The organism is Paenibacillus tundrae (genome assembly GCF_036884255.1).
Classification (GTDB): domain Bacteria; phylum Bacillota; class Bacilli; order Paenibacillales; family Paenibacillaceae; genus Paenibacillus.
In genome coordinates this window covers 1,537,598-1,561,141 of sequence record NZ_CP145605.1, presented here as the reverse complement: position 1 = coordinate 1,561,141, position 23,544 = coordinate 1,537,598, and the positions used below count along the sequence as shown (strand labels likewise).

The following is a 23,544-nucleotide window of genomic DNA, read 5'->3' as shown; positions in this document are numbered from 1 at the left end:
CAGAACGAACCTCATTATTCAGTAGGAATAATCCGCCTTCCGATCAATGAAAAGTCGTCCATCCTCAACCTCATCTGCACTGCCTAATACCGCACCTATACTTTTGGCGACGCCAGGCAGGAACCATAATTTGATGCTGCTTCGTATCGTGCTAGACGCATAGGTCTGCTTCTCGTCTGGGTTCACACCCGTATTCATCCTGATCAGCGCAAGCATCCGGGACATTTTCCGTTCATTATTGCTATGCATTAGCAGAAACAGCCTGAGATGATCGCGGTATGTCAATTTGACTTTGATATAATCGGACAATTCTACGCTACCCTCTTTGGCAAGAGCCACCATGTCTGCAATCGCATGTGTAATTCCATATAAAATAGCTGCGGAGAGTACCAGAAGCGGGTTGCCTAATTTGCTATTCTTCACTAAACCTTCCGCCGTGCGAATTGCCAGTCGCATTCCAAAGATCTCAGCATATGCAGCCGCAATGTTACCTGAAGGATTATGGAAACCGTAAACGATATACTCCAGCTCTTGATTCTCAAGCTTAAAGACATCACCTGCATCTCCACTGCCCTCAGTCCAACTAAACAGTTGTCCAAAATCCACCGAATTGAAATAGGCCAGCGCATACTCATTTTGGAATAACTCATCCCCGAGGCTGTCCAGTAGTCCTGACATCCCACCAAACAAACTGTCCATCCCGTTCATGGCATTGCCGCCAGAATCGTAAGGATCTCCATCAATTTCAGCTTTTTTAGCCTCTTCACGACTCGCCTCATTAAAAGCAATATTTGCGTTGTAGTACGTCTCTAATTGCTTGAATGCTTCCTTCGATCCTGAACTGCCCTTTTCAATCTGTGACAACATACGTTTAACTTCCTTTAGCTTGCCTTTCGATTCTTTGTCGTTCGCTTTACGCTGAGCATCCGAGCCTCGACCCTCTTCAAGCTGCTTTTTACTTTGCATAATGACGTTTGACGAGCCGCTGCGTACGTAGGTATTCATATACTGCTCTGTAGTCCGACTTGCTTGTGTAACTGCGGGTTTAATTGCCACACCGTTTACAGCCGTGACACTATGAAGCTGCATATTGAGTTCCATACTATCCGTTCGAACGTGACTGAAATCTGACGTCTGTGAACGAACTCGCGCATTCAATTGATCGAATAAAGAATCAGCTCTCACAAGTTCAGAAGCAAGGGAACGTGTACTTCTGGCCTCGTCACCTCGTCCAGCAGATGAAGGGCTCGCGCCAGGCAGCGTTGAATTACCTACGTTATCGTAGCTGGCATTCTGTGAACGATTCTCTCCCTCAGCTATAACTCGCTTCATCTCTTCGTTAATCTGGCGAGCCTCTTCGATCTTGGCCTGCGCTTCCTCCAGTTTGGTCTGATGCGTCTGATAAGCAGGCTGAATAGTCATGCTTATACCTGTCGCGACCTTGCCGACCCCTGTTTGATAACGACCCAGTTCTACTATGTACATTTGCTGGGTGAAGGGCAGACCCTCGTCGATTTGCTTTTTATTAAGATAATCAGCGTAACGGGCTGCAGCTTCAGCAGCAGTCTCTGGTGCTTCTCTTAGCATCTCATCATATATGGCAGACGAAGGCGGCTTCATGATCAGATCCGGAAGATTTTTCAGCTTTTCCGCCGATTCTGTCTGATTCTCAATCGCTTCATCTAACAATTTTTCTCGCTTGTCATATAGCTTCTGCAATTTTTTGAGCAAATCCACTGTATGTGCTGCTTCCTTCAAGTCCTCTGACATTGGCTTGAAACGATTGACCACTTCAAGGGTAAAGTCGACAGGTGCTCGATATTTCATATCTTCTTGAATCTGACGGTTGAATATCTCGTATTTACCTAATTCCCGATCCATACTTAAAGATGTTGTATCCCACTGGATATCAAGAATCGGAAAACCATCCTTCACCGCAGATGGCTTCACACTGTCATTCAGCACCTTAGCCATAATTGCTTCGCTGCTACTATCTCCATAAGCGAATAATCCATATTCGCGCAGTGATGGGTCATATGCCGACATGACAGACCTTAGAGCAGCATGTGTCATACGTTCAGCCTGCACTTTGAAAGCAGCTATGCGAGCATAATCAATGAACACAGCAACAAACATATACACGCCTGCCAAAATTAATATTAAAAAAAGTGTTACGGCTCCCGCTTCACCATCTTTTTTTCTAAACAGCGTCCCCCCCCTCCTTCTGTCACTTTTTACGGTTCCCAAAATATTGCACGACTTGACCCGCTTCCGCAGCGTTGCTATCTCCGGTTCCACCTTTGCCTTTGAACTTGGCTCCATAATAACGAATTAAATCTACCGTTCGAATGAACTCTACCGGCTCAACCACCTCAGATGATGCAGTTGTAAACACGTTGTTACCTGAATCGAACAAAAAAGAAGGTAGCGGCAGAGATATCATCTGTTCAAGCTTGGTCGTTACCTTACGCTGGATCAGCGTATTCTGGTATTCAATCGTTCCATTCATAGCCGTGGGCATGCCTTGAACTGCTTGAGATAACTTTTGTTCAGATAAGCTACCACCTTCACCGGCCGGCACCGAAACCGTAACTTGATTGTCAGCTCCTGCCCACCCAAATAGTGCACCGAGCAATTGGTCATCCTTTAATCTCCAGTACAGGTTGTCGTACTCCCCCGTTGCAAACTCTCCGGTCATCGCTTGCTTATGACTATTATCCCAGCTGTAAGCGGCTCGCTCGGATGCAGCATATGCATGCTGATTCAAGAACGTTTTTTGATACATATACATGCTGAAGAAAAGCAGGATAACAAGCGTAAACAACACAACTGGGAAGACTAGGGAGGCTTCAATCGTGAAGCTCCCCTCCTCCTTATTCCTCCGGTTATCCTGGGAAGAATTCATCACTTTTGGTATCCACCTTGCCAAGAAGGTCTTTGACCAATTCAGATATTTTATCTTTGAATATCAATGCAATGATGATAATAACGCCGATAATCAAGATGAGTTCTAACGTACCCAGCCCATCCTCTTCCTTCCAAAATCCATTAACCTTGCTATTTATTAATTCCAGCATCCCAATTCCTCCTACATATTCATCATCATAAAAGCAGGTGCCCCAATCATCACAACGATCGTAAAAAAGATCAGTACCATTGGAAACACAAGTTTGGAAGAAGCCTGTTCCCCCTTCGCCCGACTAACAGCCTTACGTTTCTCCCACAACACATGCGAAAGATCCCGCAGCGCCAATACAAAGTCACCTCCCCCACGCCGGAAATTAAGTAACACGGTTGTTGTGAAAATCGTTACTTCCTGTACGCCACAGCGCCGGCTGAACTGCTCGAACGACTGTTGAAACGAATAACCGTTATGCAAGTCGTGGGCTGTCTTCCGCAGTTCGTTATATAATGGATGATCTCGTTCCCCCTGACTGGCAACACAATGCATAATGGCACGCTGTACCGTCTCTCCAGCACCAACCAATAAAACAATTCGATTCAGTAGCTCCGGTAATTCCACCAAAATATCCTGATCTCTGCGTTGCACCTTACTGCTGAGATCCTTATATAGTGCAAATGGTAGGAGAGCACCGAGTACTATACCGCCTGCCAATCCACCAATGCCTATATCCCCAACAAGGGACAACAAACACCCCACCAACAACATCAGCCAGGTATACGTCAGCATCTCAGCACTATAGAGCAACGTTTTCTCTCCACTGTGCTGTATGCCATACATCTTCTGAATGGCATGCTGCATACGGAACATCACAACAGGCAATCGACGTCCCACCTCAAACTTATCCAATAGAAACAAGAATGGAGCGTGCAGTTTCTTGAATCGTAATCCTTCCATCTCCAGCTTGCGTAAATGGCGGTAGGTCTGTCCTTGGGTACGATCCAGTATCAGCCATCCAATCCCGAGCATTCCTCCGAATATGACGGGAAGTAGCATCGTTTCAACTCCTTATCATGTAGTCCGTGTTCAGCCAGCCCTCGTAATCAAAAGTTTCAACCCCTATACTTTGATATCCATAATTCGTGTAATCCATAGATAACAGCAGGCAAGCAGTGCTAAAGCACCTGTGGAGATTAGATATCCCATGCCGCTATATAGAGGTTCCATAAAATCCTTTGCAGTCAAATTAAGAAAAATAAGAAATATAAATGGTGCGGCAAACATCGCCTTGGATTCGAACTTTTTCTGTGCTATGGCAACCATAATATCCTGCTGAATATCTAGCTTTTCTCCGATTACCGAAGACGTTCGCCGGACAACCTCGACTAGGTCACCACCTGTACGTTTGCAAGTAATAAACACGTCGGCAAAATTAGTAATGTCCTCAACCTGCGCCCGATCAGAAAAATCCTGCAACGCTTCCTCAATAGGCTGTCCATACTCCATCCGTGTCCGAAGAATAGTAAATTCCCGAATAAGATCCGTATCTGCTTCAGGGTTTAACATACGTAAATCTTCAACGGATTCCTTAAATCCATTCTCAACCGATTTTCCGGCAGCCAGCGCAGAAGACAATGCATATAATGCCTGTTTGAAATGTAGACTGAGCGTTGTTCTCCTTCGTTCCAACAACACCTTAGTCCAATGTTTAGGCACCCAGATACACCCTGTAGCTAAGATGACGCCAACCAACCAGTGATGATAGAATAGAATCCCGATACCGAAAAATAACAATCCACTGATCAACATGCAGGTAAATCGCTGTCTCCGGGATAGCGTGAATACGGTGTAATCAGTCAATGCTTGTCTAGCTTCCGCCAAAACTAATCACCTTCCAAACAATATCGAATATCTAATTAACGTTGTTATCCGCAAATTCAATTTTCAGCGAATGGTTTTCCTTTGTTCGTTCTATGTATTCTTCAAACCAATCCCCCAAGCCAGCCATCTGAATTTTGTCGATTCGACTCAGCATGCCAACCTGTATCAGTCCCCCGATGATCTTACCTTCACGTTCTTCTTGCTCCTGGAAACGAAACAAAGGGTTAAGCAACACTTCCCCGTTCTCTATACCTATAACCTCACTAATTTCAGTTACTCTACGTGATCGATCACGTAGCCTGGACAGATGTACAAAGATATCAATTGCTGAGCTAATCTGCTGCCGCACAACAGCGATCGGAAGATCTGCACCACTAAGAACCATCGTTTCCAGCCTGCTGATCATATCGCGTATATTATTGGCATGCCCAGTGCTCAAGCTACCATCATGTCCTGTATTCATGGCTTGCAACATATCTAAAGCCTCTGCACCCCGAACCTCACCAATGACAATACGATTAGGTCTCATCCGTAGCGAAGACTTGATTAAATCCCGAATCGATATTTCACCCTTACCTTCGGTGTTGGCATTACGTGTCTCCATAGATACAAGGTTAGGTACAGTCACGATCTGTAGCTCTGCCGAATCTTCAATCGTAATAATCCGCTCATCAGCCGGAATGAACTGAGATAATGCATTAAGGAACGTCGTTTTCCCTGAACCCGTACCGCCCCCAATAAAAATATTGTGTTTACTACGTACCAACTGTTGTAACAATTCAGCCGCCTCTTCATGCAGGGCGCCCTTCTGAATTAGATCCAACATCGTCAGCGGTTCACTCGGAAATTTACGAATCGTCATCGTAGGCCCTTTCAATGCGATGGGCGGCAATACGATATTGACACGTGAACCATCCTTAAGCCTGGCATCAACGATTGGAGAAGACTCGTTAACAATTCGGTTTACCCCAGACACGATCATCTGAATAATATCCTCTAGCCGTTCCTTGGATTCGAATTCAAGTGTAATTCGGCTAACTTCACCTGCTTGCTCTACAAATATCTCCCTATGGCTATTAATCATAATTTCCGTAATATCGGGATGATCCACAAGCGGCTGTAATATATCTAGCCCACGGAAAGAGTCATATAGCCGTTGTACCAACGTATGTCGCTCTCCAGATGTCAGGTCATGCAGGTTCGGATCAGAGAGCACTTTCCGCTCAATACCCTGCCACAACTCCTCGTCTCCTGCAGATGAGGTCAGATCCAGTCCAGCTCTTACTTCCTGGCGCATATGCTGGAACAATTCTTCCCGGTTCAGATTATTGAGGGATGAGTCTGTCATTAGCGTCCTCCCATTCCCTGGTGAATTCGACCTGTCTGCGTTAGTTCTTCGTCCCCATTCTGCATCAGCAGTGCGCACAGCCTTTTCACTTCTCGCTGAAAGATCGGTGAGCTAAGCAGTACTTCTTCCTGACTAATCTGCCTCCAGGATGGAATGTAGGGTAATACGGCATCCAGATGCAGATCAGGTCTGGGCGTTGCATTCACAACACTGTCCCGATACTTGTTCACCACGAATCGTGCACGATCCATTACACTATCAATCCAGTTCGGCTTCACCCGTTCAGCGTACTGTATCCATTGCCCCCAGCGATGCATCGCAGCAAGTTCATCCTCTATGAGCCATACGAATGAATCTGCTGTTTCGATGATCCCTTCACTGCGTCCATCCCAACCTGAATCTCCATCTAGAATAATCACGTCGTATTGTCTACATTGGATCAGGTGTTGAATGAGATTCGCTGTGTCGTCCTTGGACATTTGCAACAACTCTTTGCGATTGGATAGAGGCCAGAATACATCGGACTTCAATCCCTCATGACGGAGCACATAATGATCTACACCTTTGGACGGTGATGGGGATTGTACTGCTTTTCCTGTTTCTTTCCGGCTCACTTTCAGATCGTATAACAGTCGAGACAACCCCGTTTCGGCATCAGGCTGACGCTGTAGGCCTCGAGTTAGACCCTTCTCAAGGAAGGGTTGCGTACTGTCTAATGTCTCCAGATTAAGGTAGAGCACAGCATATCCAGCGAGTCCTAACTGCTTCGCCATATGCAGAGCAACTGCTGTCTTCCCACTTCCACCTGAAGCAGATATGACTCCAATGGAAAGGGTGTCCTGACCGGGTCGATGCGCTTTCTTACGACGTGGCTGACGGCATGCGTTCATTACCGCATCTAGCAAAGAGGGCAGAGGTTGATATTTCATCAACTGTTTATCCTCCTGCACCTCATCATTCCCCTCACTTAGCATTAACCATGGTATACCCGAGGTATCACCACCACTACTAAGCCAGGCGTTCAGCAGCTCCGGCTCCGCAATGACCAGATCGGGTATCTCTCGCTCCCCCTGTTGCATATGCTCCCTGAATGGCTCCCATTGTGAAAAAGCCGTAAATCGCAAACCTGAGCCTGCTGAGCCCCCCTGTGCAAAATCTAACCAGGCGCTGATATACTCTCGATCTTTTGAAGCAAGCACTACTTTCAGAACAATCAATGTACTCCCCTCCCCGCAAAAAAAGCACAAAAAAGCACCGTCCAATGACTGCATGTGCATGCAGCATATGGACGGTGCTTCCGTCACGTGCTATGAATGTATGGATAATATATCATACAATTTCTGGGGGAGCAAGAGATTTATACAAATGAGCCTATGGCCTAATTCACCTAAACCTCACGCACTCGTTGCAGACATCTATCCGATGATCCATATTAGGAATTATATAACGCGCCAAATTCAATAATGTTACGATCCGGATCAAGCACAAAAATCTGTGCAAAGCCAGCCACACTATCCGGTCTCGCTTCGTATTCAATGCCTTGCTTCGTGAGCCAGTCTATTGTTTCCTGATAGCTTGTAACCCAGATGGCAAAATGCCCATCCGTCGTATCAATCCCCGCTTCACGCAGCGTATGCCCTTCTGGATGCTGGAGCAAATGCAGCTGCTGACTTCCAATGGCGTACCATATGCCTGTAGAACGAAAAGGCGGACGTTCAATCTCCTGCATCTGCAGTAGTCCGGAGTAAAATTGCTTCGCAATCTCCAGATCACGTACAGCCAGACTGACATGATGTAAATGTGCATATTGAATCATTACTGAATCCCCTCTCTTGAGATACTGTCCAGGCTAGTTCACGTTAAACGTTTACATAAATTCTACTATACTTCTCTGATCCATGACTAGAAAAGATAGACATAAACAAAAAAACATGCCTTACACAGCGTGTGCAAACATAATGTTTACACACAGAACTGTGTTAAGACATGCCTTTGATGTATAACCGTGTAGTTCAGAGATAACGGTTACTCACCAATTCGCATCTAGCTAGCTTACTTCGCGCTATCTAATGCTTCTTGTGGAACCTTGATCTCTTCTACTTGGTCATGATTGGAGAAGGTTGAGTTCATCTTCATATCCATGGTTACTTTTTGTCCATTCTGCTCCATCTCCATTACCATAGTTACATCGGTAGCTGCAGGCAGATATGTCTCTTTGTTAACCATATACTTCATCTTCATGCTCGTAATGTTCATTTGCTCCAGCATCGCTTGAGTCTGAGCATCTGATCCATTTTGTTCCATGACGGATTTGGCTAATTCTTTCACATTATCGCCCGATACGTCTGCGTTGATCACATAATTGTCGCCCTCTTCTGTAATCTTCGTATCTTCAGCGATTTTTTTGAATTGCTCCAGTTCCGCTTCCGGATTCATACTAGCTTGCATCTGCTCGATCAGTTCCTTGGTTTGATCTTCAGGAATCGTAACCCACTGATCGCCAACTTGTGAATAGATATTATCCGAAGTAATATATTGCTTCACATTCTGTGCTTCCTGTCCAGCCATTTCGACCTTCATCTCTTGATAGATCATCATTGGATCTTTAATGATATCCATCTTCAACGAGGTTTTAACCTCTTGATCCTGGGACTGGTCACCAGCCTCAAGCTTCAGATTTTGGTCGATATTTGCATCCGTTGTGAAGCTCTTCATCGCTTTGGTTGCTTCATTTGTTTTGTTAATTAATTCGTCGAGCGTAGGGATTGCTGCCGTCTCCTGTTGTTCAGTTGCTGTACCTTCGTTCGTTGCTTCATTGGTTGATTCGTTGTTTGCTGGCGGCGTTGCAGCACTGTTATCTGTATCGTTTCCGCATGCAGCCAAGCTGATTGATAATAACGCCCCGATAATTAATGTAGTCCACTTCTTCAAGTTGATTTCCTCCCAAATAAATATAATCCTTATTTATTACCCAGTTTTTCCCGTTATTAATCATAGATTATAAATACCCCCGTTTAAAAAAATTGGTTTTCAGTACCGAGAAGATGGGGTGAAACTAGAAATGGAGTAGCGGAGCGTAGATAGAGCTACGTGAGCAACTACATGTTTCCGAAGGAAACAAGCTTCGTAAGCACCCCGCTTATTTCGGCTGAATTCCATATTGGATGCTGATGAAGCCCAGAGGCATCATTCGTAATCAAAAGCAATTTTTTAAACTACATTTCTAAAAAACGTTCTTTGATCTCTGGTGTCGGCAACATACAAGCCTCATCCTTACCAAACCACTTATAACGATTGCGAGCAACCAGATTATATACAGCATTACGTATGAATTTGGGAACAATGATTAACCCGTATAACAAGGGGTATGGGAACTTGAGACCTTTGGCTAAACGAAGCGCTGCTGTAGAGCGCGTATAATAAACGCCGTCTTCAATAAGTACAAATGTATCCATCTGATCTGGCGAAAGATTACCCTTCCGCAGTAATTCCTTTGCAATATCGGACTGCAGTGATGCAAAATGATATTTGCCTTCTGGATCACGCTTAATAATCCATTTGGTAATGCCCTGGCAGAAATGGCATACGCCGTCCACGAGCACAATAGGGTGTCCTTGATGCTGATCGATGTCATTAGCTGTCATAATGGAGGCCTCCTCAAGTTGATTGTCAGAGTAATTTACCCATCTTAGACTATGTTCAACTAGGCTGTACCCTAAATCTAGCAACACTAAGTCGCACAAATTCAAACCTAACACCTTCAATGAAGGAATAAAACAATAGAAAAAGAGCGCAGGCTCGGTGCCTACGCTCGTATCTGTCTGGGTGATTCACCCGAAATCAGACGATATTAGTTTTGAGTTACTTCAGCAAGTCCTTTGTCCACCCATTGCTCATCGATCATTTGGTGATGCAGATCTTCTGACCACTGATCCATACATTTACAAATGAAATCTTTGCGGCATACTGGACAAGGTGTTTTTTGCAGACGACTGATATGAGTCAACTTCCATTCTGGGGAACGGGAGTAGAACACACGACAATGTGTACCATCTTCGAGTTTTACTGTAAACTCATACAATCCGTCTTTTTCGTTTTGGCTAGCTACTTGCAATTGTGCAATTTTCGGTCTATAAGACATGGATATCACCTGTCAATTCAAATTTGGTTCATGCAATGATACTTCTCAGTACTAAGTCATATTAAAGAAATTTTAGGCCCATGTCAACTCAAGTAGCTACGCCTGAACTGGAATATTCCGGAACACTTCCCTACAATCAACCTTTTTGTGATCTTAACCTCCAAACAAAATATCCAGAATCGTCCCTACCTGTCCTTGTTTTTTTCCCTTGAGCACATCCGGGTTAAACACCTCTACATACCCACAGGAAGTACACGTGATGAACAAATAATGATTATGCTGAATATCAAATACTTTGCTTAAACCCGCTCCCGACATCGACACTTCCTTAATATCACAATCGGTTCCTCGGCATTTTGTACATACAAACCGACGTTCGATCATCTCTTCAATACTCATTTTTGCGTTCCCCCTTTTTTAGGATAGCTCACATGAATTAAGAGTATAATTTATGTAAAAGAGTACGCTCCTGACCCTATAATCTCCTGCACCATCCGTTAATTTAATGAAAGAGATTGTGCAGAAAGGTTCTGAAATTGAAAACCCTGCCGATTACCAGCAGGGCTTGTCTTATGCAACAGATATCGAGGTTATCTGTCTCTATAAATCAATTCTTTTCCTAATAAGTAGTGGTTATACTACATTCAATACAACGTCAATATTGCCACGAGTCGCTTTGGAGTAAGGGCAGAAATCATGAGCTTTGCGAGCGAGATCCTCTGCTTGACTATGATCCACTCCCGGCATACTTACATCGAGACGCACAGACAGTTGGAATCCATCATCCGCAGGGTCTTTACCAATGGATACATTACTTGTTACAACGACATTCTCCAGCTTCACACCCGCTTTGCGCGCTACGTTAGCTAGTGCACTCTCGTAACATGCCCCATATCCGGCTGCAAAGAGTTGTTCAGGGTTCGTTCCCTCACCGCCAGAGCCACCCAGCTCTTTAGGCATTTTCAGATCATGCTGAAGTACGCCGTCCGAAGAAGTTACTGAGCCTGTACGTCCACCTTTAACCGTTGCTGTTGCTGTATATAAAGCTTCCATTAGAATCTCTCCTTCACTTTGTTTTTTTGTTGCCTACAATTCATTTTAAACTTCTGGCTCATTTTGAAACGCATATTGGATTCATATGTTGGATTCATATTCAGCTTGTACATCTTTCTCATTTTCATGCAGATAACGCTCAGAGGCTGTATTTTTTTGATCAATGGGTAATATACGGAGGAACACGTTGAAAATATCGTCTTATTTTTGTGCCGGTACATAAAAGTTGCACTAGACAAAAATTATTGAAGGAGTACAATGTAAGAATAAACATAAAAATTTAGATATATCACATATCGCATATTGTCTCATTATTATTGCAAAGTCAGGTGATTATTGTATGAGTAAAAGAAATCCGTTTAACACGCCTTCCAGAGAATCGTTATCCACGGCTGGGATGGCTCCTTCCCTCGGGGAAGCTCATAGCTCCATGAAGGTTCCTCAGAACGCAGCTTGGTGGAAAAAGTTCCTCGCCTTTGTTGGCCCGGGCTACTTGGTAGCTGTCGGATATATGGACCCCGGCAACTGGGCAACAGATATCGCAGGTGGTTCACAGTTTGGTTATACACTACTGTCCGTTATTCTAATCTCGAACCTGATGGCTGTTGTGCTGCAATCACTCGCGGGTAAGCTCGGGATCGTCACAGGACGCGATCTAGCTCAAGCCTGTCGTGAACGCTTCAGTATGCCGGTGGTTATTATGCTCTGGGTACTCTGCGAACTTGCCATTGCAGCCACCGATCTCGCGGAAGTTATTGGTTCCGCTATTGCCTTGAAGCTGCTGTTCAACATTCCGATGTTATATGGCGTGATTATTACAGCTGTGGACGTACTATTAATCTTAGTGTTACAGAATAAAGGCTTCCGGGCGCTCGAAACCCTTGTAATTGTGCTTATGGCGACTATCGCCCTTTGTTTCGGTATTGATCTATTTTTAGCAAAACCCGATATGGGCGGAGTGCTTCACGGTTTTGTACCTAGCACTGAAATTCTACAGAATCCGGCGATGCTCTACATCGCGATTGGTATTATTGGAGCTACCGTCATGCCGCATAACTTGTATCTGCATTCCTCCATTGTGCAGACACGTCAGATCGAACAGACACCGCAGGGTAAAAAAGAAGCCATTCGTTATACAACGATGGATTCCACGATTGCACTTACACTCGCGCTGTTCATCAACGCAGCGATCTTGATCGTATCTGCGGCAGTATTCCATAGTGCTGGTATGACACAGGTTGCCGAGATTGCAGATGCTTACCATCTGCTCACACCCCTGCTCGGTACCACTGTTGCAAGTGTTCTGTTCGGCGTTGCTCTATTGGCATCAGGTCAAAACTCGACACTCACTGGCACTCTGGCCGGACAGATTGTTATGGAAGGGTTCCTCAACATTCGAATTCCTGCATGGCTGCGACGTCTAGTCACTCGCCTGATTGCAATCATTCCTGCCGTCATTGTGACCGCTATTGCAGGAGAGCATGGAACAGAGGAACTTCTGATCCTAAGCCAAGTTGTACTTTCCTTACAGCTTCCTTTTGCGGTTATTCCGCTGGTCATGTTTACAAGTGATAAGAAGAGTATGGGTGCATTCGCTAACAAACTGTGGTTGAAAATTACGTCCTGGATCATCGCTGCAGTCATCGTTGTCCTGAATGTGTATCTCATTATTCAGACCATCGCGCTGTTTTAATTCAAATAAAAAGAGCCGACTCATCCAAGTGAAACGTTCACTTGAAATGGTCGGCTCTTATTTATCCTTTTCTAGAACGATATGCTCCAGTAGGGTCATCAGCATAAATCTTATTTTGGAGTATGTATCTCCTAGTCTTGATCTGGTAAAAGCAAAGGAAGAAGCTGCTCTAAATTATCAATTGTCCAATCCGGGTGATCCTGATCTTCAAGCTCAGGCTGGAACCGTCCATACCCCTGTAAAATGCGTATCGTTCGCATTCCCAGCTTCTTCGCCGGAACGATGTCATTATCGATGCGATCTCCGATCATAACTGCTTCCTCAGCCTTGCATCCCGCCTGCTTCAATGCCACTGCATACAGTTCACGATCAGGCTTAGACACTCCTTCTTCAGCAGAACAAGCAAGTACATTCACATACTTACGCAAGCCGTAACGCTCTAACCGTTCCTCCGTACCCGGACTCTGATTAGCAATGATGCCAATTCGATAATATCGTGACAGTGATTTCAGCACTGAACCAGCACACGCATAGGGTTGCTCAAGCTCTTTACGAAACTTTAATTTAGCCTGGATCTGCTCTCTATGCTGTTCATCGCTAATCAACGTACGTATCGCCACTTTCATTGGCCATGCCTCGTAGTTTCGGTAACAGGTGACAAATATCTCCCGTACAGTCTCGATCTGCACCGGATATCCAAGTGCACAGGCTTCTCTCACGAACTGACCGATAATATCGTCTACAGGCTCCCATTCGTCCACTAGCGTATCTCCTACATCGAAGAACAACCATTTTAACCCACGTACATCTGGCACAACTATTCCTCCTTATCTTGCTACATCCCCTAAACAATAAAAAAGAAGACCCACTTCATGCATGAGTCTCCTCAAAATTCCGTTTACCCTTTGTTCATAAGTTTAATGATCTATTCGTTCAATTATATCAGGCACCTGACAAGGGAGCAATCATCGGTTGCAGCATCAACCGTTAAGCAGGAAGCCCACTTCTCCGTTTAATGAATAGACAATCCGATCGGCACCCATGCCTCGATAAATTCCTTTTGGATGGCTCTGTTCTGTAATCACACACAGCGACTTAGATGTCCACGAACGACAGATCTGCAAATAACGGCAGGTCAAGTTCAGACTATTCTCAAAAATAAAAACATTACCTACACTACTCTGAGGTAAAAACCATTTCTCTGCCGCAGCCGTGTTCATGCGAATGACATGCTCTACCCCGAACTTCCGGAGTTTCCGCTCTTCCCCTGCACTGTTGGTCAGAACGGCAAACGGCATTTTTTTGTACATCAATAGTTTGATAAATTTGCGCCCCGCTTCGTTCGGAGCAGTTACTAAAATCATCTCATTATCCATCATTCGTTCCTCCCTTAGCGTGAAAAGACAACAAAAAAGAAGCGTGGGGGACCAAGGCCTCCCGGACGCTTCTTAAAGAATCCATGGCAAAAACACCATGAACCAGCGTACGGCTTGTTGCCTCTCCCTTTAACGCTTACGAGGTTAGCTGACGGATTCGGGCGCGAGAGTCGCCCTATTTCCGGCTGTTACCGGAAAATTCACCCCATGGATCCATACCGTCCTAGAACAGCGCATCCTGTTGGTTCCCCCGTTTTCCACCCATGAATGAATGGAAACTCAGCGATTAAAACATCGTTCTTACATCATTACTGATTAGATCGATATTATCGTTTGTTTCGTTTTTTCATGTACAATAGAAATTAAATTAGAAATTACGATATGAATCATACACCGAGGTCATGTTGATGTAAAGTGTACATAGATCACCGAATCGACGGATTTATGCCGTTTCAACCCAATGATATCGCTTACAACATATTTTTGCTTCATCCATCTCCCCTAAGCTCTCTAATTCTCGTGATCACAAAAATCTTCTACCTATTCGTCCATATGAAGACCAATTCAAGCTCAAAAAGAGCTAAAACTATAATTATCCAATATTAGTTTTGCATTATTTAATTGTAACCAATATAATAGATATATACGAAAAAGGAATCATTCATTCGATATAGGAGGCGATTTTCATGACCGTTTATGAATACAAAGTTAATACCCTTCGAGGCCAAGAACAAGAAATGTCTCAATACCGAAACAAAGTGCTGCTTATTGTGAATACAGCTAGTAAGTGTGGATTGACACCACAATTCGAAGGGCTGCAAGAGCTGTACAATAAATTCAAAGATCGCAATTTTGAAGTTCTCGGATTCCCGAGCAATCAGTTTGCACAGGAAAAAGGCTCATCCGATGATATTGCTGAGTTCTGTCAAATGAACTATGGTGTAAGCTTCCCGATGTTCGAGAAGATCGATGTCAACGGATCGAACGCTCACCCCCTGTTCCAGCATCTCACCAAAGAGGCTCCAGGCCTACTCGGCTCCAAAGCAATCAAATGGAATTTCACTAAATTCCTAGTGGATCAAGACGGACGTGTCGTAAAGCGTTACGCACCCAAAACAACTCCTGATCAGATCGAAGCTGACATCGAGAAATTACTAAAAAAATAAATTGAACAACCAACAGCCATCTAACCGGAGACCACAGCTTTAAGCAGGAATTCTCTAGTCGGTGGCTTTTTTTTGCACTCACGAGCTTATTTTGGCATAAGGGCCCAGGATATACATTAGAGTGTTCTGTTGAGAGGAGTGATGTGGTATGAAAAAAGTACTTACTGCAATGTTTCGGAGAAGTAGACGTAATTCTAATGGTACAAGGATTATGATTGGACATCGACCAGACAATCGAATCGCCGGGACGTTATATGAATCGTTAGGATTCATCCAAGTAAGTAGAGAGCTTATCGATGGCGAAATCGTACGTTTACTTCAAATCGGTCGGGCTTAATGATTAGAATAAAATAAAAACGGTAGAAACAAAAAAAGAAGCTTCCGAGTTCGGAAGCTTCTTCTGTCTTGCATTATGATGCGGTCGAGAGGACTCGAACCTCCACGGGCATACGCCCACTACCCCCTCAAGATAGCGTGTCTGCCATTCCACCACGACCGCATGTCGTAAATTATCGGCAACAAAAATGATTATACCGGGTTTCATTATAAAAGTAAAGTACTTTTTAAATTCAGCTTTTTCACACGATAATTCCCCCTCTACCTGCATGAATCGTCATATTTCCACAGCAGTTGCATATCCTTGAGTTCGACCTATTTTTGTAGTTCATTTACCCTTGATAAGCTTCAATGAGCAAGCCAATGGAATAATCACTAATATTACTTTTACTACTTCTCTTCCAATGACAAGATTATCACACACACTCCAATATATAACTCAGTACGTTATTTTAAATAACATATAAAGAAAATAAAACAAAATTAACAAGATTTAATTGACAAAAAGCGGATAATTATGTGAATATATATATCATATAATTCGGATTCAAACTCATAAACAGCTTCAAAACGAAATAAAATGTTATATATAATAACATTTAACGAACATAGGAGGCGAAAGATCGTGAACCGTGGGAATAAGCTGCTCGATTATGTCAAACTGCTTGATTCCTCTATTCAAGTCGGAGGGTTCACTCATTCATTCGGCATGGATGCACTTATAGCAGAAGGTTCAATCCGCAACGTAGCAGACCTGGAATCATTCATGCGTTGTCAATTACATCCGAGCATTGTGCGCCTGGAAGGAATGGCGATTAAGGGCATCTACAGTGCAGCGGATCAGAAGGACACATGGCGAACAGCTCTTATTGACAAACTAGTCCACGTTCAGCGAACCCCTCCAGATCTCAGGGAACACTCCTCTGCTATGGGCAAACGGTTAATCAAGCTCGCTCAAGCCCTCCATCCCTGGATCGACTTTAGAAAACTCGAGCACACCCTGTCCACCTATAATTCAGTTGGATGCCTATCCACTGTTCACGCCTGGATTAACCACTACCTCGATATCCCCGTCGAGGAGGCGGTTCTCGGTTATCTCCACTCAGCCTCAAACGCATGCATAACGGAAGCCTCGAAAGCCATCCCCCTTGATCGTCAAAACATACAGGAACTGCTGGTTCACCTAACCACAGACCTGGAGCATGAATGGAATACCGTCAGCGCCTCCGTTGCGGATGAACCAGCACAAGCAACAGCGACGTCTATGAAGTCACTATTCCCAAGCTTCCACATGCTTGGCGCAGGGTTACATGCATTCAAAGCATAGCTGCGTGCCACGAATCCTCCCGCAACACATACCTCTCCAATTGAACAAAAACACGCCGCAACTCCTTTGCTGGCGTGTTTTTGTTGTTATTCATTTATGGATGAATTTGCGAATTTACGTCATTTTAAATCATAAAATACACTTATTTCCGTCTTTTTTAATTGTTACATGACGTAATAACGTATATAATGAAATATACAGCGCGCATCTCCCTACATTCTACCCGAAGTAGGAGCGACTGAATACTACTTTTAACCTAGGGGTGAACCCTTTTGAACAAAAAGAAACCCGTGACCCCATTCGGATGGGCCATCAAACGCCGTTTAACCGAACTCCAGATGGATCAGAAGACCTTTTGCGAACAACACGACATCCCACCATACCGTCTATCCAACCTAATTCACGGCACACGCAAGGCTACCCGATTCCGGAATCAGGTCGCAGATATTTTACAAATTCCAGACGATCTCCGTTAGCAGATCACCATGCCTCATTCGCCAAATGAACATAAGGAGGGTTTCGACCAATGCGGTACTTAACAACCGATCTAGAGAAACTATCTTATCAATTTATGCGCCACCAACTCATTATCGTAGATAACAACTGGATCATTCGTAGCTGCAACAACGCTTGGCGACAAGGACTTGGTCAAACGTACAACTTTACACACTTACCAGCGTTCTTTTATTCCGAATCCGGCACACTGCCTTACCTCAATCTACTAGAGGCATGGACGTCACCTGAGCGAGATCATCAGAGCAATAAGACGATCCAGCGACTCAAAAACATCCGAACACCATTTGACAGCAACCATACATACGACATTGCGATACGCCTTCCCAATTCGAAACAAAGGTGGTTCCGCATAGAACTCACTCCCTTACCAACAACTGAGTCACCATGTAGCTCTGAACTCGCCTTAATCGCCCACACCGATGTCACAGAACAGAAACAAGCCGAGCAGCAACTTCAACAAGCATTATCTGAGGTACGTACACTACACGGACTCCTTCCTATATGTGCCGTATGTAAACAAATTAAGGATGAACAGGATACATGGAACTCCGTCGAGAGTTATCTCAGAAAGCACACTCATGCCGAGTTCACCCATGACATTTGCCCAGATTGCATCCGCAGACTGTACCCACAATATTCCGGTATTCTCGGGTAGTGATAGATGAACTCTAATCCTGTTAGCGCCGAAGGCTGAATGCCTTCGGACGATTCTATCCCGAAGAGTACGCTTCAACCCCTCAAGCACCCACTCCTCCCTTATTCTCATCCCAGCCTCTAATAATGCGGCATTCAAAGAAGCACCAAACTTAAATGTCAATATATATAACACATCAACCCATTATAATGGATATAAAATGCCAATATTATTCAAATCCCATTGACAACGAACCTACCCTGTGTGAGTATATTTAACATAATATTCTATATTAGATGAACATGCTTTCGTTTGTCTTCAAAAGAGATCAAGACTGACTTCATATGGGAAAGGTCGGATTACATTGCACTGGACTGAGCAGGAAAAGGAAAAACTCCTGGTTACCGTAGCCGCTAACCTCGCCCGGGAACGCAAAGGCCGAGGACTTAAGTTAAATGTTCCCGAAGCTATCGCCCTACTGACCTCTGAACTCATGGAGCGCGCGCGTGACGGAATGAGTGTTGCAGAATTGATGCGATACGGCGGTACCATTTTGAAACGTGAGGACTGCATGGAAGGTGTACCGGATATGATTCCCGAGGTACAGGTAGAAGCTACTTTTCCCGATGGTACAAAGCTCGTTACCGTACACGAGCCCATACGCTAAGAAAGGCAGGAGAACATCATGATTCCTGGTGAATATCGTTTGAAGCAGGACGAAATCATCTGTCACCCCAATCGCCCAACAGCGCGATTACTTGTTTTGAACCGCGGGGATCGTCCCGTACAAGTCGGTTCCCACGTGCATTTCTACGAGGTTAATGCTGCATTGGAATTCGATCGCATAACGGCTTATGGACATCGCCTGCATATCCCGGCAGGTACTGCTGTTCGGTTTGAGCCCGGTGAGGAGAAACCTATCGAACTTACGACATTTGGCGGCAAACGACAAATCTATGGTTTTAACGGTTTAACCGAAGGCGCCATAGATCACCCTCCCGATTCTCAGAAGCTAGACACGTTCCTGAAGACTTTTGCCCCACTGAAGCAGGATGGGAGTGATTCTCCATGAAATCAATGAGCCGTGAGCAATATGCTTCCATGTTCGGGCCGACAACCGGCGATGCCGTCCGACTAGCAGATACAGAACTTTGGGCTGAGATCGAACACGATTATGCCATCTACGGAGACGAGAGCAAGTTCGGCGGCGGCAAAGTCATCCGCGACGGCATGGGTCAATCCGCATATGCCCTTCGTAGTGATGGCACCCCTGATACTGTAATCACCAACGCAATCATCATTGATCATTGGGGAATCGTCAAAGCCGATATCGGTATCCGCGATGGACTCATCTGCGCCATAGGAAAATCCGGCAATCCCGATACGATGGACGGCGTCGACCCCTCACTCATTATAGGCGCTTCCACGGAAATCATCGCTGGCGAAGGAATGATCGTAACTGCAGGCGGGATCGATACCCATATTCATTTTATCTGTCCACAACAGATTCAGACGGCATTATCTTCTGGTGTTACCACCATGATTGGCGGCGGCACAGGGCCTGCCACAGGAACAAAAGCAACAACTTGCACACCAGGAGCTTGGCACATCCATCGCATGCTGGAATCAGCAGAAGCCTTCCCTATGAATATTGGCTTTCTCGGCAAAGGAAATAGCTCCACTACAGCCCCTTTAATTGAACAGATTCAAGCAGGGGTAATTGGACTCAAGCTCCATGAAGATTGGGGTACAACCCCAAGTGCAATCGATGCCTGTCTGACTGCTGCTGACGAGCATGATGTGCAGGTAGCCATCCATACTGATACCTTGAACGAAACCGGATTCTTGGAGAACACACTCACAGCCATTAACGGTCGTACCATACACACCTACCACACAGAAGGCGCAGGCGGCGGCCACGCACCCGACATTATTCGAGCAGCCGGTGAATCCTATGTCATTCCTTCTTCCACTAACCCCACCAGACCTTACACACGAAATACAGTAGAAGAGCATTTGGATATGCTGATGGTCTGCCACCATTTAGACCCATCTATCCCTGAGGATGTTGCTTTTGCAGATTCTCGGATCCGACCCGAGACGATCGCCGCGGAAGATATTTTGCATGATCTTGGTGTATTCAGCATCATCAGTTCCGACTCCCAGGCTATGGGACGTGTTGGAGAAGTCATCATACGAACATGGCAAACGGCAGACAAAATGAAAAAGCAACGTGGCAAACTGGACATCAATCCAAGTTCACCAGCTGATAACGATCGCATCAAGCGGTATATCGCCAAATACACGATTAATCCAGCTATTGCTCACGGAATCAGCCATCTCGTCGGCTCCGTCGAAGTTGGTAAACTCGCCGATCTCACACTCTGGAATCCCGCCTATTTCGGCGTCAAACCCGAGATGGTAATCAAGGGAGGCATGATCACTTTTGCCCAGATGGGTGATCCCAACGCTTCAATCCCAACACCTCAACCCGTGTTTGGCAGACCCATGTTCGGCGCTTATGGCAGCGCATTGCCCAAAGGCTCCATCACTTTCGTTTCCCAAGCCGCGGCAGATGCCGGCATCAAAGAAAAACTCGGGCTTCACAAGCGTGTCGAGCCTGTGAAGGGCTGCCGCACAGTAAATAAGAAAGACATGATTCACAACGATGTGACCCCCACCATTGAGGTAGACCCCGAAACGTATGAGGTGCGCGCCGACGGCATACTCCTTACGTGTGAACCCGCAGATGAATTACCTATGGCTCAGCGTTATTTCATGTTTTGACAAAGGGGCGGAGCTTCTCATGATGCATAGTGGCACAAAGCTACTTCGATACGTTCAACTCTTAGACTCCGCTCTGCCCATCGGCGGATTCTCACATTCATTCGGCTTGGAGGCATACACCCATGATGGTAGCGTACGGACAACGAGCGAACTCGAAACATTCATCCGTAGCCAACTCCATGCTAGCCTTGTTCGCCTCGACGGGCTTGCGATCAAGGGTGTTTACGAGGCAATAGATGAGGAGAATGCCGCCCTTCTCGCCCTGTATGACAAGCAGGTTCATGCCCAACGCACACCACGCGAACTCAGGGAAAGCGGACATAAAATGGGTAAGCGACTACTGAAATTAGCACACTCACTCTATCCACAGATGGACTTTTCCCTTATCGACACCGCCATCCATGAGCATGGTGCCTTTTGCGGGATCACAACCGTTCAGGGTTACATTAATCACAGGTTGGATATCGGATTGGATGAAGCCGTCATCGGACATCTCTACACTTCCGTTAATGCCTATGTGAACAGTGCATTACGCCTTCTGCCCATCGGGCAGACCGAAGCTCAAATGCTCATCCAAACTCTATTAGACGTCATTGAACTTGAATGGAACCAAGTCCGCGGCGACGATCCAGATGACATGCATAGTTTTGGTATCGCGCAAGAAATCTACGCTATGAGGCATGAAAGTTTACCCGCACGTCTGTTTATGTCCTGATATAAGGGCATTCACACACGCTCAATCTTGAAGAAAAAACGAAGGAGGAATTGTTATGTGCGGAGGAGCAGATCATACACATCACCCAGAATGGGAACGCAAAACGTTTGACCGGAGTCGTCCGATGAGGATTGGAATTGGAGGTCCTGTAGGTTCAGGCAAAACCGCATTAGTAGAGAAGTTATCCAAGGCACTGCGTACCCGTTACAGTCTCGCAGTGATTACGAATGATATTTACACCAAAGAGGATGCCGAGATCCTATTACGCCAAAACGCACTCGCACCCGAACGTATTATCGGTGTCGAAACAGGCGGATGCCCTCACACCGCCATCCGCGAGGATGCTTCCATGAATTTTGAAGCTGTTGACGAACTCATTGAACGTTTCCCTGACCTGCAACTCATCTTTATCGAAAGCGGCGGGGACAATCTATCCGCGGCGTTCAGCCCTGAACTAGCAGATGTTTTCATCTACATTATCGACGTTGCTCAAGGGGAGAAATTACCTCGTAAAGGAGGTCCCGGAATTACACGTTCCGATCTACTACTCATCAACAAGACCGATCTAGCGCCTTATGTCGGCGCAAGCTTACAGGTCATGCAGGAAGATACTGAGCGAGTACGTGAAGGACGCCCTTATGTCATGTCCAATCTAATGAGTGGCGAAGGTGTCTCCGAGATCGTTCATTGGCTTGAACATCAATATATGGATGACGATGCCGCTGCGCATCCACATACACATGGCCATGGTTCCGCCCACACCCATTAACCCTAATTCCTCACGATCAGAAGGTACAATCGAATCGGACGTTCATGTTGAAGGAGCCGCGATACGCCGCAGCGAGCTACAGGCAACTTTCGCCCTTCAAGGCGGGCGCACCGTCATGACAGATCGATATTACAGTGCCCCTCTTCGATTCAGCCGTTCCTTTCGTTCACCCGGCGACAGAGATGGACTTTGCATTTATACCTCCGATGTCTCGCCAGGCGTCCTGAATGGAGATCATTATCATTCCAACTGGCATTTAGGCCAAGACACTCATGTGATGCTGAGTAGTACGTCAGCCACTCGTCTTCACCCAACACCATCTCTGCCCTCTTCAATCCACCATCACTTCCGGTTGGAGCAAGGAGCGGTGCTGGAGTATTTTCCCGAATGCGTTATCCCGTTCAAAGGTAGTTCTTCATCACTTCACGCCATCTTTGAATTAGAGGGAAATTGCATACTTGCCTATGCGGATGTATGGTCAGCTGGACGCATTCACCGGGGAGAGGCTTTTCAATTCAATAGGTATCGCAGTTTAACGGAAATTTGGCAGGGGCAACAACTTGCCGTCTGGGATCGATTCGGATTAGAACCAACAGTCAACGACCCTAGACAATCCGCTGCCTTACTTCACTACACTCATACCGCAGCATTGTGGATGATCGCCCCCAATCTCGGGGTAACACAGTTAGAGCTCATACGTTCAGCCCTCCCTCCAGATGGACGCATGCTGGCTGGAGCTAGTCTACTGGCCGCTGGTGGGATCGGCGTCCGTATACTCGGCACCGCAGCTTGGGAGCTCCAAGAACAATGCCTGCACATCTGGAATACAATCCGCCCCCAACTACTTGGTAGCGGAGCTTTAACCTTCCGTAAATGAATATACGATCTACAACTTCTTAT

Annotated in this window: 27 protein-coding genes, 1 tRNA gene and 1 riboswitch; of the genes, 12 read left to right on the top strand and 16 right to left on the bottom strand. The window is 45.6% G+C overall.

The features are described from left to right. Positions 1–18: 18 nt before the first annotated feature. From V6W81_RS06725 to V6W81_RS06665, 13 genes are all read right to left on the bottom strand, one after another. The gene (locus tag V6W81_RS06725) at positions 19–2,136 is read right to left on the bottom strand and encodes a hypothetical protein (RefSeq protein ID WP_338542206.1); all 2,118 of its coding nucleotides are present in this window, start codon (positions 2,134–2,136) and stop codon (positions 19–21) included. A gap of 91 nt (positions 2,137–2,227) precedes the next feature. Beyond that, positions 2,228–2,905: a TadE family protein gene (locus tag V6W81_RS06720; protein WP_338543958.1), complete on the bottom strand. Its 678-nt coding sequence runs from the start codon at positions 2,903–2,905 to the stop codon at positions 2,228–2,230. Next, positions 2,886–3,077, bottom strand: a complete 192-nt coding sequence (locus V6W81_RS06715; protein ID WP_145050559.1) for a Flp1 family type IVb pilin — start codon at positions 3,075–3,077, stop codon at positions 2,886–2,888. Before V6W81_RS06715 ends, V6W81_RS06720 begins: the two co-directional genes overlap by 20 nt. A gap of 11 nt (positions 3,078–3,088) precedes the next feature. Continuing rightward, a complete protein-coding gene (locus V6W81_RS06710; protein WP_145050556.1) occupies positions 3,089–3,958 on the bottom strand; it encodes a type II secretion system F family protein in 870 nt (289 codons plus the stop codon). Positions 3,959–4,021: 63 nt separating this feature from the next. Further along, positions 4,022–4,783: a type II secretion system F family protein gene (locus tag V6W81_RS06705; RefSeq protein WP_338542204.1), complete on the bottom strand. Its 762-nt coding sequence runs from the start codon at positions 4,781–4,783 to the stop codon at positions 4,022–4,024. Between the two features lie 31 nt (positions 4,784–4,814). Continuing rightward, complete coding sequence (locus V6W81_RS06700) at positions 4,815–6,131, bottom strand: CpaF family protein (RefSeq protein ID WP_338542203.1); 1,317 nt, start codon at positions 6,129–6,131, stop codon at positions 4,815–4,817. Beyond that, a complete protein-coding gene (locus V6W81_RS06695) occupies positions 6,131–7,348 on the bottom strand; it encodes a hypothetical protein (protein ID WP_338542201.1) in 1,218 nt (405 codons plus the stop codon). Before V6W81_RS06695 ends, V6W81_RS06700 begins: the two co-directional genes overlap by 1 nt. A 215-nt stretch (positions 7,349–7,563) precedes the next feature. Continuing rightward, the gene (locus V6W81_RS06690; RefSeq protein WP_056699563.1) at positions 7,564–7,947 is read right to left on the bottom strand and encodes a VOC family protein; all 384 of its coding nucleotides are present in this window, start codon (positions 7,945–7,947) and stop codon (positions 7,564–7,566) included. 236 nt (positions 7,948–8,183) lie between these two features. Next, positions 8,184–9,062 carry a DUF6612 family protein gene (locus tag V6W81_RS06685; RefSeq protein WP_145050543.1) on the bottom strand — a complete coding sequence of 293 codons (879 nt, stop codon included), beginning with the start codon at positions 9,060–9,062 and terminating at the stop codon, positions 8,184–8,186. A 284-nt stretch (positions 9,063–9,346) separates the two neighbouring features. Next, a complete protein-coding gene (locus tag V6W81_RS06680; RefSeq protein WP_145050539.1) occupies positions 9,347–9,775 on the bottom strand; it encodes a thiol-disulfide oxidoreductase DCC family protein in 429 nt (142 codons plus the stop codon). Positions 9,776–9,981: 206 nt separating this feature from the next. Next, complete coding sequence (locus tag V6W81_RS06675) at positions 9,982–10,272, bottom strand: hypothetical protein (RefSeq protein ID WP_128100775.1); 291 nt, start codon at positions 10,270–10,272, stop codon at positions 9,982–9,984. A 153-nt stretch (positions 10,273–10,425) separates the two neighbouring features. Further along, the gene (locus tag V6W81_RS06670; RefSeq protein WP_145050536.1) at positions 10,426–10,671 is read right to left on the bottom strand and encodes a zinc ribbon domain-containing protein; all 246 of its coding nucleotides are present in this window, start codon (positions 10,669–10,671) and stop codon (positions 10,426–10,428) included. 234 nt (positions 10,672–10,905) lie between these two features. Beyond that, positions 10,906–11,325, bottom strand: a complete 420-nt coding sequence (locus tag V6W81_RS06665; RefSeq protein WP_056699592.1) for an organic hydroperoxide resistance protein — start codon at positions 11,323–11,325, stop codon at positions 10,906–10,908. 397 nt (positions 11,326–11,722) lie between these two features. On the opposite strand from V6W81_RS06665, the gene V6W81_RS06660 reads away from it, so the two are divergent. Beyond that, positions 11,723–13,018 (top strand): Nramp family divalent metal transporter, encoded by a 1,296-nt coding sequence (locus V6W81_RS06660; RefSeq protein ID WP_239290803.1) that lies wholly within the window; start codon positions 11,723–11,725, stop codon positions 13,016–13,018. A 131-nt stretch (positions 13,019–13,149) separates the two neighbouring features. Here V6W81_RS06660 and V6W81_RS06655 read toward each other — a convergent pair whose 3' ends face one another. Beyond that, complete coding sequence (locus V6W81_RS06655; protein ID WP_056699594.1) at positions 13,150–13,833, bottom strand: HAD family hydrolase; 684 nt, start codon at positions 13,831–13,833, stop codon at positions 13,150–13,152. A gap of 165 nt (positions 13,834–13,998) precedes the next feature. Further along, a complete protein-coding gene (locus V6W81_RS06650; protein WP_235540704.1) occupies positions 13,999–14,397 on the bottom strand; it encodes a hypothetical protein in 399 nt (132 codons plus the stop codon). Between the two features lie 115 nt (positions 14,398–14,512). After that, a riboswitch (cyclic di-AMP (ydaO/yuaA leader) is annotated at positions 14,513–14,689 on the bottom strand. Between the two features lie 391 nt (positions 14,690–15,080). Here V6W81_RS06650 and V6W81_RS06645 point away from each other — a divergent pair. Both V6W81_RS06645 and V6W81_RS06640 read left to right on the top strand, forming a co-directional pair. Continuing rightward, positions 15,081–15,560, top strand: coding sequence for a glutathione peroxidase (locus V6W81_RS06645; RefSeq protein ID WP_145050530.1), 480 nt, complete (start codon positions 15,081–15,083; stop codon positions 15,558–15,560). 148 nt (positions 15,561–15,708) lie between these two features. Next, a complete protein-coding gene (locus V6W81_RS06640; protein ID WP_338542198.1) occupies positions 15,709–15,897 on the top strand; it encodes a hypothetical protein in 189 nt (62 codons plus the stop codon). A 79-nt stretch (positions 15,898–15,976) separates the two neighbouring features. Here V6W81_RS06640 and V6W81_RS06635 read toward each other — a convergent pair. Further along, a tRNA-Leu gene (locus V6W81_RS06635) sits at positions 15,977–16,059 on the bottom strand. A gap of 462 nt (positions 16,060–16,521) precedes the next feature. Between V6W81_RS06635 and V6W81_RS06630 the strand changes: the two genes are divergently transcribed. The 9 genes from V6W81_RS06630 (at position 16,522) to V6W81_RS06590 (ending at position 23,521) form a co-directional block, all read left to right on the top strand. Further along, a complete protein-coding gene (locus V6W81_RS06630) occupies positions 16,522–17,223 on the top strand; it encodes an urease accessory protein UreF (RefSeq protein ID WP_186381014.1) in 702 nt (233 codons plus the stop codon). 272 nt (positions 17,224–17,495) lie between these two features. Continuing rightward, a complete protein-coding gene (locus tag V6W81_RS06625; protein WP_056699605.1) occupies positions 17,496–17,699 on the top strand; it encodes a hypothetical protein in 204 nt (67 codons plus the stop codon). Positions 17,700–17,749: 50 nt separating this feature from the next. After that, positions 17,750–18,394, top strand: a complete 645-nt coding sequence (locus V6W81_RS06620) for a hypothetical protein (protein WP_338542195.1) — start codon at positions 17,750–17,752, stop codon at positions 18,392–18,394. 343 nt (positions 18,395–18,737) lie between these two features. Then, positions 18,738–19,040: an urease subunit gamma gene (locus tag V6W81_RS06615; protein ID WP_145050518.1), complete on the top strand. Its 303-nt coding sequence runs from the start codon at positions 18,738–18,740 to the stop codon at positions 19,038–19,040. 18 nt (positions 19,041–19,058) lie between these two features. Beyond that, the gene (locus V6W81_RS06610) at positions 19,059–19,445 is read left to right on the top strand and encodes an urease subunit beta (protein ID WP_145050515.1); all 387 of its coding nucleotides are present in this window, start codon (positions 19,059–19,061) and stop codon (positions 19,443–19,445) included. After that, entirely contained in the window at positions 19,442–21,160 is a 1,719-nt protein-coding gene (gene ureC / locus V6W81_RS06605; RefSeq protein WP_145050512.1) for an urease subunit alpha, read from the top strand. The genes V6W81_RS06610 and ureC overlap by 4 nt, the downstream gene beginning before the upstream one ends. Before the next feature lie 22 nt (positions 21,161–21,182). Continuing rightward, complete coding sequence (locus V6W81_RS06600) at positions 21,183–21,875, top strand: urease accessory protein UreF (RefSeq protein WP_338542192.1); 693 nt, start codon at positions 21,183–21,185, stop codon at positions 21,873–21,875. Positions 21,876–21,930: 55 nt separating this feature from the next. Beyond that, entirely contained in the window at positions 21,931–22,644 is a 714-nt protein-coding gene (gene ureG, locus V6W81_RS06595; RefSeq protein ID WP_056699622.1) for an urease accessory protein UreG, read from the top strand. Positions 22,645–22,759: 115 nt separating this feature from the next. Beyond that, positions 22,760–23,521: an urease accessory protein UreD gene (locus V6W81_RS06590; RefSeq protein ID WP_338542190.1), complete on the top strand. Its 762-nt coding sequence runs from the start codon at positions 22,760–22,762 to the stop codon at positions 23,519–23,521. The last annotated feature ends 23 nt before the right edge of the window (positions 23,522–23,544 follow it).